The 13,836-nt window shown below is 45.6% G+C and carries 12 protein-coding genes; 11 read left to right on the top strand and 1 reads right to left on the bottom strand.

Annotated elements, in window-relative coordinates; all coding sequences use genetic code 11:
• Positions 1-89 precede the first annotated feature (89 nt).
• Together lon and yihA are read left to right on the top strand one after the other, a co-directional pair.
• On the top strand, positions 90-2,408 hold the full coding sequence (lon, locus tag CGZ90_RS09405) for an endopeptidase La (RefSeq protein WP_094252154.1): 2,319 nt from the start codon (positions 90-92) through the stop codon (positions 2,406-2,408).
• Positions 2,405-2,995, top strand: a complete 591-nt coding sequence (gene yihA / locus CGZ90_RS09400; RefSeq protein ID WP_094252152.1) for a ribosome biogenesis GTP-binding protein YihA/YsxC — start codon at positions 2,405-2,407, stop codon at positions 2,993-2,995. The genes lon and yihA overlap by 4 nt, the downstream gene beginning before the upstream one ends.
• A 32-nt stretch (positions 2,996-3,027) precedes the next feature.
• Here yihA and CGZ90_RS09395 read toward each other — a convergent pair whose 3' ends face one another.
• Positions 3,028-3,504, bottom strand: coding sequence for a hypothetical protein (locus tag CGZ90_RS09395; protein WP_094252151.1), 477 nt, complete (start codon positions 3,502-3,504; stop codon positions 3,028-3,030).
• A gap of 212 nt (positions 3,505-3,716) precedes the next feature.
• Here CGZ90_RS09395 and hemA point away from each other — a divergent pair, with 212 nt between their 5' ends.
• The 9 genes from hemA (at position 3,717) to ysxE (ending at position 13,468) form a co-directional block, all read left to right on the top strand.
• A complete protein-coding gene (gene hemA / locus CGZ90_RS09390; protein ID WP_094252150.1) occupies positions 3,717-5,093 on the top strand; it encodes a glutamyl-tRNA reductase in 1,377 nt (458 codons plus the stop codon).
• Between the two features lie 40 nt (positions 5,094-5,133).
• Entirely contained in the window at positions 5,134-5,952 is an 819-nt protein-coding gene (locus CGZ90_RS09385; protein WP_240515400.1) for a cytochrome c biogenesis protein, read from the top strand.
• Positions 5,953-5,973: 21 nt separating this feature from the next.
• Positions 5,974-6,903, top strand: coding sequence for a hydroxymethylbilane synthase (hemC, locus tag CGZ90_RS09380; protein ID WP_094252148.1), 930 nt, complete (start codon positions 5,974-5,976; stop codon positions 6,901-6,903).
• A complete protein-coding gene (locus tag CGZ90_RS09375) occupies positions 6,904-7,650 on the top strand; it encodes a uroporphyrinogen-III synthase (protein ID WP_094252147.1) in 747 nt (248 codons plus the stop codon). It abuts the gene before it with no gap.
• 4 nt (positions 7,651-7,654) lie between these two features.
• Complete coding sequence (hemB, locus tag CGZ90_RS09370; protein ID WP_094252146.1) at positions 7,655-8,629, top strand: porphobilinogen synthase; 975 nt, start codon at positions 7,655-7,657, stop codon at positions 8,627-8,629.
• 17 nt (positions 8,630-8,646) lie between these two features.
• Positions 8,647-9,930, top strand: a complete 1,284-nt coding sequence (gene hemL, locus CGZ90_RS09365) for a glutamate-1-semialdehyde 2,1-aminomutase (protein ID WP_094252145.1) — start codon at positions 8,647-8,649, stop codon at positions 9,928-9,930.
• A 156-nt stretch (positions 9,931-10,086) separates the two neighbouring features.
• Entirely contained in the window at positions 10,087-11,481 is a 1,395-nt protein-coding gene (gene spoVID, locus CGZ90_RS09360) for a stage VI sporulation protein D (RefSeq protein WP_094252144.1), read from the top strand.
• 11 nt (positions 11,482-11,492) lie between these two features.
• The gene (locus tag CGZ90_RS09355; RefSeq protein ID WP_094252143.1) at positions 11,493-12,413 is read left to right on the top strand and encodes a hypothetical protein; all 921 of its coding nucleotides are present in this window, start codon (positions 11,493-11,495) and stop codon (positions 12,411-12,413) included.
• Positions 12,410-13,468: a spore coat protein YsxE gene (gene ysxE, locus CGZ90_RS09350; RefSeq protein WP_094252142.1), complete on the top strand. Its 1,059-nt coding sequence runs from the start codon at positions 12,410-12,412 to the stop codon at positions 13,466-13,468. Before CGZ90_RS09355 ends, ysxE begins: the two co-directional genes overlap by 4 nt.
• Positions 13,469-13,836: the final 368 nt, after the last annotated feature.

The following is a 13,836-nucleotide window of genomic DNA, read 5'->3' as shown; positions in this document are numbered from 1 at the left end:
AATTAGACAAAACCGCGCTTTATCGGTAGAATTGTACAAAGGCTCACACTTATTACATTAAGCAACTAGTATGTTCGGAGGTGTTTTTTATGGGGGAAATCCGTACCCTTCCGCTGCTTCCTTTAAGAGGATTGCTTGTTTATCCGACGATGGTGCTTCATCTTGATGTGGGTCGGGAGAAATCGGTACAGGCTCTGGAGAAAGTTATGCTAGATGACCAGACGATCTTCCTGGCTACACAGAAAGAAGTATCGGTTGAGGATCCGGCACAGGATGAAATATATGAGATCGGAACACTGTCAAAAGTAAACCAGATGCTGAAACTGCCTAACGGGACGATCCGTGTCCTCGTAGAAGGAATCAGCCGGGGCAAGATCAGCCAGTTTACAGACTTGGAAACGCATATTGAGGCGGAAGTAGAAATTATCGAAGAAACAGAAGAAGCGGGTGCTGAAACGGAAGCGCTGATGCGTTCTGTTCTGGCTCAGTTCGAGCAATACATAAATCTATCGAAAAAAGTAACGCCTGAAACATTGGCGTCTGTACAGGATATATCAGAGCCGGGCAGACTGGCTGATGTTATCGCTTCTCATCTGTCGCTGAAGATCAAAGAAAAACAAAAGATTCTCGAGATGACTGACGTTAAAGAGAGATTAAACCATCTTATTTCTATCCTTAACAACGAAAAGGAAGTTCTCGGACTGGAGAAAAAGATCGGACAGCGTGTGAAAAAGGCGATGGAAAAGACGCAGAAAGAATATTATTTGCGAGAACAGATGAAAGCCATTCAAAAGGAACTCGGAGATAAGGAAGGCAAAACAGGAGAAGCGATGACGCTGAAGGAAAAGATTGAGGCGTCTGATATGCCGGAAAATATCCGGGCTATTGCCTTGAAGGAAGTAGACCGATATGAAAAGATGCCTGGTTCTTCTGCCGAAAGCTCTGTTATCCGCAATTATATCGACTGGCTGCTGAACATTCCATGGAAAAGCGAAACGAAGGACAATCTTGATATACGTCATGCACAGCAAGTTCTTGACGAAGATCATTATGGACTAGAGAAGGTAAAAGAGCGGGTTCTTGAATACCTTGCTGTCCAGCAGCTGACGAACTCCCTTAAAGGTCCTATCCTTTGTCTTTCAGGTCCTCCAGGTGTCGGGAAAACCTCCCTTGCCCGTTCTATCGCACGTGCTCTCGGCCGTAATTTTGTCCGTATCTCCCTTGGCGGTGTGCGCGATGAAGCTGAAATCCGCGGGCATAGAAGAACATATGTCGGTGCCATGCCGGGACGGCTGATACAAGGGATGAAGAAAGCCGGAACCGTCAATCCTGTGTTCCTTCTCGATGAGATCGATAAGATGAGCAGTGATTTCAGAGGTGATCCATCATCTGCACTGCTTGAGGTGCTTGATCCAGAACAGAACAATACGTTCAGCGACCACTATATCGAGGAACCGTATGACCTTTCGAAAGTTATGTTCATCACAACAGCTAATTCTCTTGCGACGATACCAGGTCCTCTTCTAGACCGTATGGAAATCATTTCGATCGCGGGCTATACAGAAGTAGAAAAGCTTCATATTTCTAAAAATCACTTGCTTCCTAAACAGCTGAAAGAACACGGAATGAAAAAATCTCAGCTGCAGATGAAGGACGAAGCCGTGCTGAAGCTAGTACGAAACTATACTCGTGAAGCTGGTGTCCGCGGCCTCGAACGCCAGATTGCGGGCATTTGCCGTAAAGCCGCAAAGCAGATTGTCGGCGAAGATAAGAAAAAGGTGACCGTGTCAGCTAAAACACTTGAGGCACTTCTAGGAAAACCTAAATTCCGCTTCGGCCAGGCTGAGCTAGAAGATCAGGTCGGTGCGGCTACAGGTCTAGCGTACACAACTGCAGGCGGTGATACACTTTCCATCGAAGTCGCACTTTCTCCAGGGAAAGGCAAGCTAATTCTTACTGGAAAGCTTGGCGATGTGATGAAAGAATCTGCACAGGCTGCATTGAGCTATGTCAGGACAAGAGTTGAAGCGTTCGGCATCGAACCGGATTTTTATGAAAAAACCGATATTCATATACACGTTCCTGAAGGCGCTACGCCAAAGGATGGTCCGTCCGCAGGGATAACAATAGCGACAGCACTCGTTTCTGCACTGACCAAACGCCCCGTTAGGCGGGACGTCGGTATGACGGGTGAGATCACTCTCCGCGGAAGAGTTCTTCCGATCGGAGGATTAAAGGAAAAATCACTGAGCGCGCACCGTGCGGGCATTCATACAGTCATTCTTCCAAAAGAAAATGAGCGGGACATCGACGATATTCCAGACACAGTAAAAGAAGGACTTAACTTCATTCTCGTGTCCCATCTCGATGAAGTGCTCAAGCATGCATTGTCAGGAGATAAATTATGAAAGTAACAAAAGCAGAAATTGTAATATCAGCTGTTAAACCTGAGCAGTATCCAGAAGGCGGGCTGCCCGAAATTGGGCTTGCTGGCCGTTCCAATGTTGGAAAATCGTCGTTCATCAATAAAATGATCGCCCGTAAAAATCTCGCAAGGACCTCTTCACGTCCTGGTAAGACACAGACGCTAAATTTTTATATCATCAATGATGGTTTATATTTTGTCGATGTGCCAGGATATGGTTTTGCAAAGGTATCTAAAACGGAGCGTGAGGCATGGGGTAAAATGATCGAACGCTACATCATGCAGCGTGAACAGCTGAAAGCGGTCGTTCTTCTCGTTGATATCCGCCATGCTCCATCATCAGAGGACGTTATGATGTATGAGTGGCTCAAACACTATGAGATACCTGTTATTGTTGTTGCCACTAAATGTGACAAGATTCCTAAAGGGAAATGGGAGAAGCATTTAAAGGTTGTCAGAGATACATTGAAAAAGCATCCTGATGATCCGCTAATCAAGTTTTCTTCTGAAACCGGACAAGGAAAAGATGAAGCATGGGGAACAATCATGTCTTATATTAAGAAGAAGTAAAAAAACAGCCTGAACGGAGCAACCCGTTCAGGCTATTTTTTCTTTTTAAATATAAAGATTGCTCCAACGGCGATAAGCGCTGCCGGCCATAAACCTTCAACTCCTGAAAACAAGTCCTGAACAGGAGACGAGTTAGTCTTGAAGAATAGAAGCCACATTGAGATGGCAAACATGATGATTCCGGCGATAAGACCTTCCTTTGTTTTTTTATACTGATAGAAAAAGGCGGCTGCCATGATAAGGATGAACATTCCGAGACCCTGCGGCCAGCCTTCAACTCTGCCGGAAGCGTAGAAATGAATCCCTAATCCTGTCAGAAGGATGCCGCTGAACGCACCCGATCCATCTTTTGCTGAAGCGCTCTGTACGAGAAAAGCGACCCCTACGATTGCTAAGAGTGCAGGCCAGGAAAGATACGGCAGAAGTGCTGTCACCTGCATCTGTGTAGCTAGAAAAAACAATCCTGTACCGAGTATGACAATACCTGAAAAGACTGACTGCTGTTTCATTTTCTCCTCCAATGTACAACCTTTGCTAATCCGGTCGAAATTTGGTATTTTATATAGTGTTGGTTTTCTTATTTAGGGAAACTTAATATGTAAGGCTGACACATGTATCATAACATAAACGTTTAAAGACTGTTCACAATTCTAAAGGAGTGCTGACAGGAGCACATGTTATACTATAAAAAGACAAAGACGTACATAAAGGAGGTGAGCGCATGCATATCGTCATTATTGGACTGAACTATAAAAACGCACCTGTTGAAATTCGCGAAAAGGTTTCTTTTCAGCCAGCAGAACTTCCAGAAGCGATGAAGCAGCTGAGAAGCAAGAAAAGCTTGCTTGAATGTGTGATCGTATCCACTTGCAACCGCACGGAAGTATATGCGGTTGTGGATCAGGTCCATACTGGACGCTATTATATCAAAACATTCCTGGCGGACTGGTTCGGCATAGCACAAGAGGAGCTCTCTCCATATTTGATGATCAGAGAAAGCGATGCCGCGATCGAGCATTTGTTCAGGGTCGCAGCTGGCCTTGATTCCATGGTTCTAGGAGAAACTCAGATCCTTGGACAGCTGAAGGACAGCTTTCTTGCCGCACAGGCAGAAGGTACAACAGGTACGATTTTTAACCGTTTGATGAAGCAGGCGGTCACCTTCGCTAAGAAATGCCATTCAGAAACTGAAATAGGCGAGAACGCTGTTTCTGTCAGCTATGCAGCTGTGGAACTGGCGAAAAAGATTTTTGGCGGGCTGCAGGATAAAAATATTCTCGTAATTGGTGCTGGCAAGATGGGGGAACTTTCAGCCAAGCACTTGCAAGCAAGCGGGACAAACAAGGTTAATGTAGTCAACAGAACATTTGAAAAAGCAAAAGAACTTGCCTCTAAGTTCCAAGGCATCGCTCATCCGATGGAAAACCTTCCTGTTCTTCTGGCAGAGTCTGACATCGTGATCACATCAACAGGTGCAACTGATTATGTGGTAACGAAGCAGATGATGCAGCCGGTAGTGAAAAAGCGCAAAGGGAAACCGCTGTTCATGGTAGATATCGCCGTGCCAAGAGACCTTGACCCTGCAATTAACGACCTTGACGGACTGTTTTTGTATGACATCGATGACCTTCAGGGAATTGTTGATGCCAACCTTGAGGAGCGGAAAAAAGAAGCTGAGAAAATCGGTATTCTTATTGAAGAAGAGATTGTCGTATTCCAGCGCTGGGTGAACATGCTTGGAGTTGTACCGCTTATTTCGGCATTGCGGGAAAAGGCGCTGAACATTCAGTCTGAGACGATGGAGAGCATCGAACGCAAGCTGCCTCATCTGACAGACAGAGAGAGAAAAATCTTAAACAAACATACAAAGAGCATCATCAATCAACTTTTAAGAGATCCGGTCACACGTGTTAAGGAGCTCGCGGATTCCCCCGGAGCGGAAGAGAACTTACAGCTATTCACGAAACTATTTGCTCTCGAGGAGCTTGCAGACAAGCACCGCCAGGCAGAAAACATCAAGCAAGTACAGCGGGAAGATTCTCAAGAAACATTAGGCAGTCCGGCTTCTGCTGCAAAAGGGATGACACTCCGTTCATAAATGACAGCCGGACATGCCCGGTAGGTGGGCTGATAAAGAGATGAATTTGATTTATGATTTTACCATCGTGCTGTATGCACTGAGCATTATTGGATATTTTATTGATTTTTTGCAAAACAACCGGAAAGCAAACAAGTTTGCTTTCTGGTTGCTTTCTATTGTCTGGGTACTGCAGTCGGTCTTTTTTGTGATGAGAATTGTGGAGTATAATAGATTCCCAATCTTAACACCTTCTGAAGGCCTGTTTTTTTATGCCTGGATATTGGTCACTTTTTCGCTGATCATGAACCGGTTTTTTAGAGTCGATTTCTTTGTGTTCTTCACGAACTTGCTTGGCTTTATGCTGTTATCCATCCATTTATTCGCACCGAGTGAACAAGTCAGTGAAGTGCTCTCACAGCAGCTTGTGTCTGAACTGCTGATCATTCATATCACGATGGCATTCGTATCTTATGGGGCATTTTCATTATCATTTATTTTTTCGGTCATGTATTTAATTCAGCACAGCATGCTGAAACGGAAAAAATGGAACAAACGCCTTCAGCGTTTCGGCAGCCTCTCACAGCTAGACCGGCTGCCGTTCATGCTTAATATGGTAGGTGTTCCGCTGCTCCTGCTCAGCCTGATATTAGGGGTTATCTGGGCCCATCTGAAAGTCCCTGATTTCTCATTTTTTGATGCGAAAGTAGTTTCATCCTTTATCGTCATCGCTGTTTACAGCACGTTTCTGTATCAGAAAACAGCGCGCGGGCTGCAGGGGAAAGCTCTCGCTCAATGGAATGCGGCAGCGTTTCTTATCGTCCTCATCAACTACTTTTTATCATCTGCATTTACGGAATTTCACTTTTGGTACAGATAAATTATTCGGAGGTAATATTACATGAGGAAAATCATTGTTGGCTCAAGAAGAAGCAAACTGGCTCTCACTCAGACCAACTGGTTTATCAGCCAGCTTAAGGAACTTGGTCTTCCTTACGAATTTGAGGTGAAGGAAATCGTCACAAAGGGTGACATCATCCTCGATGTCACGCTTTCAAAAGTAGGAGGCAAGGGACTTTTTGTAAAAGAGATCGAGCAGGCTATGCTTGATAAGGAAATTGACATCGCGGTTCATTCGATGAAAGATATGCCTTCAGAACTTCCTGAGGGGCTTGAGATCGGATGCACGCCAAAACGTGTTGATCCAAGAGATGCCTTTATTTCAAAGAACTACAGCAGCCTGCGCGAGCTTCCGGAAGGTGCGGTCGTCGGGACAAGTTCATTGAGACGAGCTGCACAGATTCTTGCTATCAGACCAGATGTGGAGATCAAATCCATTCGCGGGAATATTGATACACGTCTAGGAAAGCTTGAAAATAAAGAGTTTGATGCCATTATTCTTGCTGCTGCAGGGTTAGAGAGAATGGGCTGGAGCAAGGAGACGGTTACAGAGTTTTTAAATGTGGAAGATTGTCTTCCGGCGGTCGGCCAAGGCTCACTCGCCATTGAATGCAGAAGCGAAGACACTGATGTGAAAGCGCTTTTGGACAAGTTGAACGATGCTGAAACAAGAGAGACGACAACGGCAGAAAGAACGCTCCTTCACGCTCTTGAAGGCGGATGCCAAGTTCCTATCGCTGCATTCGGCATTCAAAAAGACAGCATGATTGAATTGACGGGTCTCGTTGCAACACCAGATGGTAAAGATATCATTAAAGAAACACTGCAGGGAAGTGATGCAGCCGCACTTGGGCTTGATCTAGCAGACAAGCTGAAACAGCGCGGAGCCGCAGAGATCTTAGATGCGGTCAAGCGCGACCTGAACAGTTAAATGCCATCTGAAAAATGGTTAAAAGGAAAACAGATCGGAATCATGAGGGAAGCAGAGAAATCGGCTTTCCTTTCTTCTCAAATTCATGAGTATGGTGGCACGCCGCTTTTTTTTCCGCTCATCAAGGTATCGTTAGCGGAAAGCCGTGAAGCATATGAGAAGATACGCAGTCTTGACCGCTATGACTGGGTCGTGTTTACAAGCTCTAACGGTGTAAAATTCTTTTTTGAGCATCTTAATAAGTGGCAAAGGATCTGGCCTGAACACGTTAAGGCAGCAGCTGTTGGACCAAGCACAGCACGTACACTGGCTGAATATGGAGTAAAAGCAGACAGTGTCCCAGAAAGCTTCAGCGGAGCAAATATGGCCAGCACATTAAAAAAAGAAGCACATGGAAAAAAGATTCTTTTTCCGAAAGGCAATCTCGCTCCACAGCTCTTAAAAGAAGAACTTCAAGGGATCACAGACGTTGATGAATGGATCGTTTATAATACCGCTGCTTCAGACACTGTTCTTGATGGAGTCGAGGAAATGGACAGTCTCGTGTTCATGAGTCCTTCAGCTGTATCAGTATTTGCTGAAAAAAAGCCGTTCCTCTCATTTGACTGGAGCAAGCCGGTATTCTGCATTGGTCCATCTACTGCCATACAGGCAAAAAAGGCAGGCTTTTTGCAGGTGAGAGCACCGGAAGAATATACTCAAGAAGGCATTTTTCATAGTATTTGCCGTTATTACAAGGAGGAGTAAGTATATGATGTTTCAGCGAAACCGCAGGCTGAGAAAAACAGATTCAATGAGGGCGCTTGTGAGGGAAACCCAGCTCGCCAAAGAAGATTTTATATATCCAGTATTCGTCGTAGAAGGAAATAACGTTAAGAACGAAATTCCGTCCATGCCTGGTGTGCATCATCTATCGATGGATATGCTGAAGACAGAGATGGAAGAGGTCGTTTCTTTAGGCATCCAATCGGTCATTGTGTTCGGCGTGCCAGATGAAAAAGACGAGTGCGGAACTTCTGCATATGACGACAACGGCATCGTCCAGAGGGCATTGAAGCAAATAAAAGAATGGCATCCTTCTCTTACACTTATCGCGGATACTTGTCTCTGTCAGTTTACAGACCATGGGCATTGCGGCGTTATTGAAAACGGCGAGGTGCTGAATGATGAAACGCTCGAACTGCTTGCCAGAACCGCGGTTTCACAAGCAAAAGCTGGCGCAGATATCATCGCTCCTTCCAACATGATGGACGGCTTTGTTGCAGCGATCCGCCACGGACTCGATGAAGCAGGCTTTTATGATGTTCCGATCATGTCATACGCTGTAAAATATGCATCATCGTATTACGGGCCGTTCAGAGACGCAGCTCACAGCACACCTCAGTTCGGCGACAGAAAAACGTATCAGATGGACCCGGCTAACCGGATGGAAGCTCTGCGCGAGGCGGAAGCCGACATGCAAGAAGGTGCAGATTTCCTCATGGTCAAACCAGCGCTTTCGTACATGGATATTATCCGCGAGCTAAAGGACCGGTATCCTGTTCCAATTGTGGCGTATAACGTGAGCGGAGAGTATTCCATGATTAAAGCGGCTTCACAGAACGGATGGATTGATGAACAAAAGGTGGTCTTAGAGACATTGACGAGCATGAAACGGGCAGGCGCGGACCTGATCATCACCTATCATGCGAAGGATGCTGTAAGATGGTTGCAGCAAAATAAATAAAAAAAGGAGTGGAGAGCATGAGGCAGTTCGATAAGTCCAGCGCGGCATTTGCTGAAGCGAAAAAATATATGCCAGGCGGCGTAAACAGCCCTGTGAGGGCGTTTAAATCGGTTGAGATGGATCCTGTTTTTATGGAAAGAGGAAAAGGCTCTAAGATATACGATATTGACGGCAATGAATATATCGATTATGTCCTTTCTTGGGGACCTCTCATTTTAGGTCACGCGGATGATGAAGTTGTAGAAGCGCTTAAAAAAACCGCAGAGATGGGTACGAGCTTTGGTGCTCCGAGTGAATGGGAAACAAAGCTAGCTAAGCTTGTCATCGACCGTGTTCCTTCGGTTGAAGTGATTCGGATGGTGAATTCTGGTACAGAAGCGACGATGAGCGCACTTCGTCTTGCAAGAGGATACACTAGCCGAAGCAAGATCTTGAAGTTTGAGGGCTGCTATCATGGACATGGAGATTCACTTTTAATAAAGGCAGGTTCCGGTGTTGCGACACTTGGCCTCCCGGATTCTCCAGGTGTTCCTGAAGCTGTTGCCAGCAATACGATTACTGTGCCATATAATGACCTTGAAAGCATAAAATACGCCTTTGAACAATTCGGTGAGGATATCGCTTGTATTATCGTTGAGCCGGTAGCAGGCAACATGGGGGTTGTTCCTCCACAGCCAGGTTTCCTTGAAGGCCTCCGCTCTATCACGGAACAGCATGGCTCACTTTTAATCTTTGATGAAGTTATGACAGGATTCCGTGTGGACTATGGGTGTGCACAAGGGTATTTTGGGGTTACACCAGACCTGACTTGCCTTGGAAAAGTGATCGGAGGCGGACTTCCGGTTGGTGCATATGGCGGAAAACGCGAGATCATGGAACAGATTGCCCCGAGCGGTCCGATTTATCAAGCTGGAACATTGTCGGGGAATCCGCTTGCGATGGCAGCGGGCTATCATACATTGAGTCAGCTTACTCCAGATACTTACAAAGAATTTACAAGAAAAGGGGACAGACTTGCACAGGGAATTGCGGAAGCCGCTGCCAAATACAGCATCCCGCACAGCATTAACCGCGCAGGCAGCATGATCGGCTTCTTTTTCACAGATGAAGAAGTGACGAATTATGACAGTGCAAAATCGTCTAACCTGGATCATTTCAAAAAATATTTTAAGCTTATGCTTGAGAATGGCATCTCACTTCCTCCTTCTCAGTTTGAAGGACTGTTCTTATCGACAGCGCACAGTGACGAAGACATTGAAAAAACGATTGCTGCGTTCCACACTGTTTTTGCGCAGCTTTAGAATAAACAAAAAGAAAAACCGGCCCTGGCTGGTTTTTCTTTTTTTTTTTGAACTACTCCACTGTACTTGATAAAAAACAACCTGTAATCATACCTCAGAAGGTTGGAGCATATACCTTAAGTGTATAACTATATGCATTGAAAGGAGGAGAAGGGCATGAATCAATCCAAATTGCGTTTCTCCATTGAGGAGTCTGTCTGGCTAAAGAAGGGACAGGAAGTGGCAGAGGTTTACGCATTATCGCTGGATCCAGAGATAACTATTACGGAAGAAAGCGGTCAAATTTCCATCACTGGTGCTCTGGTGCTGAGCGGGGAATACGAGCCTGCTAATACGGTAGAAAATGAGAATTCGGATATGGGTTCAAGCAGTTTCAGCGAGCAGGTTTCATACCGTTCGCTAACACAGCTTTCTGTTAAAGAAGATGGTTTAATGGGGATCAAGCATCGTTTTCCAGTAGATATTACGATCCCATCCTACCGGGTAGAGCGTGCAGATCAAATAATGGTTGCGGTAGAATCGTTTGATTATGAACTCCCGAATCCTGCTTGTCTCGAGCTATCCGCTTCTATCTGCATTACAGGTATTAAAGATGAAAGACCTGCAGAGCCAGAAACAAAACCTGCCGCAGAGGTTAACAGTACTGAACAGGCTGAATACAGTGCGCCTGGAAAAATGCAGGCAAAGGGTGAGTCATCGTCTATATTTGCACCTTTTCAATTCGAAGCAAGAGCGAAATATTCAGAAGAGGACAGTGTGACTCCAGAGCCTCTGTATTTTGAACCTGCTGAAGCAAGAAATCCCATCAAGGAAACGGTATTTGAATTTAAAGCACAGGGTGAGGATAAAGAAGGATATTATGACAATTCGCTTCACTCGTTAAAATCTATCGCATTTCAAGATGCGGCTGATACTCAATATGCTAGAAATGAGGAAGCAGAAGAAACACCGGATGTCCAAGAAGAGTTTGAAGGACAGCCAAATGAAGAGTCATCATATGAACAGCAGCAGTACGAAGAACTAGCGTATGAAGAACAAACATATAATGCGGCTTATGAAGCTCATTATGAGCCTGTCTCCTACCAAGAATCCTATTCTTCTTCCTATAATCCTAATCACCGCCCGCAACAATGGGCCGAACAGCAGCAATGGGGTGCCGAACAGCAGCAGCAATGGGTTCCGGAACACCAGCAGCAATGGGGTGCCGAACAACAGCAGCAATGGTCAGCCGAACAGCAGCCTGCAGCTGAAGAATACGCAGAGGAAACGGTCTACACAGCTCCTCCTGTGCAGCAGACAGAACAGGAAAAACCGAAAAAATCATACACTCAAGATGAAAATGCGCTTTACTTGACTAAGATGCTTGACAGGAATGAAGAGAAATTTTCAAAAATGAAAATGTACATTCTGCAGCGCGGCGATTCACTGGATAGAATTTGTGACCGTTATGATGTTTCAATCAATACACTGCTGAGAGTTAACCGTTCCATCCAGCAAGACCAGGTTTGCGCAGGACAGATCATATATATTCCTGTATCTTCATCCAGGTAGCCGGCAGAGCTATGGATATTCTTGACATTGTCAAAGAAGAATACGGTCTCCGCGAAGTATCCTGGATGGAGAACCCTTTTATTCTGCTCACAGACAGCGGGTGTAAGAGGATCCGGTATTGGGCCGACGAAAGTCTGCTGAAATGGCATACAGAATGGCGTGATGAAGCAGGTAAAAAAGATGGTCCTATGCTTGACCGGATGATACGCACGAAAAAAGGAGAAAGCAGGATTTCTGTTAACAAACAATGGATTACACTTCATGACAGCTGCATCGAGCCATTTGGACTGCTGGGAAATGAAAAGCAGTGGGGGGCACTTGTTGCAAAAATTTTAGCCGCGGGGGAAATGGAGGCACGCGGGCTGGAAGTTTTAGCAGAGACGGATGAGTTTGATTTCCAGTCACTGCTGGAGCTTGCTAAGCCCGTGGCCAGCAGCGGCGGAAGCTTCAGTTTGATCAGAATGAGTCTGACAGAAGCAAGGAAGAGGGCAGTGCAGGCTAATAAGTTGATTGAACTGGCTGGAAACAGCGTCCCGCCTCTTCTTGATCCTCAGCTAAGCACGGACAGCGGCCGGAAAGTCATGGATTTTCTTTTCTATGAAGCTGGTGACCAGATGCCAGTGCGAACCTATAAACCGTTAAGGAGATTTCTGCAGGAATGGATAGCTGCATGCGGTACTCCATCTTTAAAAAGACTGCTGACTGCAGCAGATCGTGATTATCCATTGCATTCAGAACAGGGGTTTCTGCTGGCTGCTGAGATTATGATCCCTTGGGAACTGAAGGAATGCCTGCTGAACCTGCAGGGTGGAGATCTTGAAGAAGCCGTTTCCAGTCTTGACCGTTTTTCAAGAGAATGGGAAATCAACCGGCGTCTGCTTATGGCAGTCACAGAATGGATGGATGAAAACAGAAAGAAGGTGGCCCTGTGACAACAGGAGGGGAAATTCAGAATTACGGGCCTGTGCTGTTTTATTACGATCTGTACCCAGAGAAAATCGAATCAATTGGAAAAGTAAAAAAAGTAATAACGAAAAGGGGAACGTTCGCGTTAAAAGAAGCGGTGATGGAGGATGGAGAAAGAGAGTGGTTCACTCATGTGATACAAAGACTTTCTGAAATCGGATTCCATCAAGTGGTCCCCTTGTATCCTACCAAATATGGTGATTATACGGTAAAGCAAGGCTCTAAAGTATACTACCTGATGCCGTGGTTCCCTTCTTCTGGAGAAAGAAGAGGAGCTTATCAGGATGAAGTGCTCATCGATCACATTGCAAGGATCCATGCACTGACCGTAAAAGAACAAGATTTCTCTCCAGAAGTAGCTGAGCATTCATTGCAATACTTGATGGGGCGGTGGGAGAGCCGGCAGTATGAAATGGAGCGTTTTACGGAAATGGCGGAGCAAAGGACATATATGTCGCCATTTGAGCTGACATATTTGAGCCATTTTCATCAGACGATGAGGATGGCTGAGGATGCCAAACGGTCTCTGAATAACTGGTATGAAGGATGCAAACGTGAAAAGAGGTACCGCAGTGTACTGTGTCATGGCAAAGTTTCAAGAAGCCACCTCTTATACAGCCAGACAGGAGAAGGCCATCTTTTTAACTTTGAAAAAGCTGTGCTTGATACGCCAGTCCGTGATCTGGCCATGTATTTCCGAAAAGCTGCGCATAAAAGCTCCTGGAACAGAGACGACGGATTATCGATGCTCAGACAATATGAAAAGCAATTCCCATTAGTTTATGAGGAAAGAGAGCTTCTGATCAGTTATCTTTCCTTCCCAGAGCCGATCTTTAACGCCGTTGACGCTTATCAGAATAATTCAAAGCTGTCTCAGATTGAAATGGTCCATGTGCTGGAAAGCAGGCTATCGGCCATGAAAAGAATCCGCGATTTTTGTGAGCACTTATCCCGATTTCCGCTTGCAGGCGAGCAGAATCCTGCAGATCCAAACATTCATAATAAAGATGGTCACATATAGGATTGCTATATGTGACTTTTTTTGTTCTTTAAGCAAATTTGATTTTTTACAAGGATGTTTCGTAAACTATATTGCTTTCAGAAACCATAGAAGCGGTTGATCTCCGTTTCAGGCGCACGCTTTCCGCGTGGCGAAAAGCAGAAACGGCTCGTTCAGCCCCGACAAGCAAAAGGGAACGGGGCCGGTAAGTCGCTCTTTGACTTATTGGACACTTGCCCTTTTGACCTCGAGGGGCTAGCCGTTTTCTGCTGGACAGGTGAGCCCCTTTGCCGCTGTGCGCCCTAAAGGGTCTCACCTGTCCCACTCGTCCCGCAGGATAAGGAAGGCGACGCAGCAAGACATCGCACGAAGAAAATGCGACCTTCATT

Source organism: Fictibacillus aquaticus (assembly GCF_002245695.1).
Taxonomy (GTDB): Bacteria; Bacillota; Bacilli; order Bacillales; family Fictibacillaceae; genus Fictibacillus; species Fictibacillus aquaticus.
Note: the sequence above shows the minus strand (reverse complement) of the source record. Positions and strands in the feature narration are given on the sequence as shown.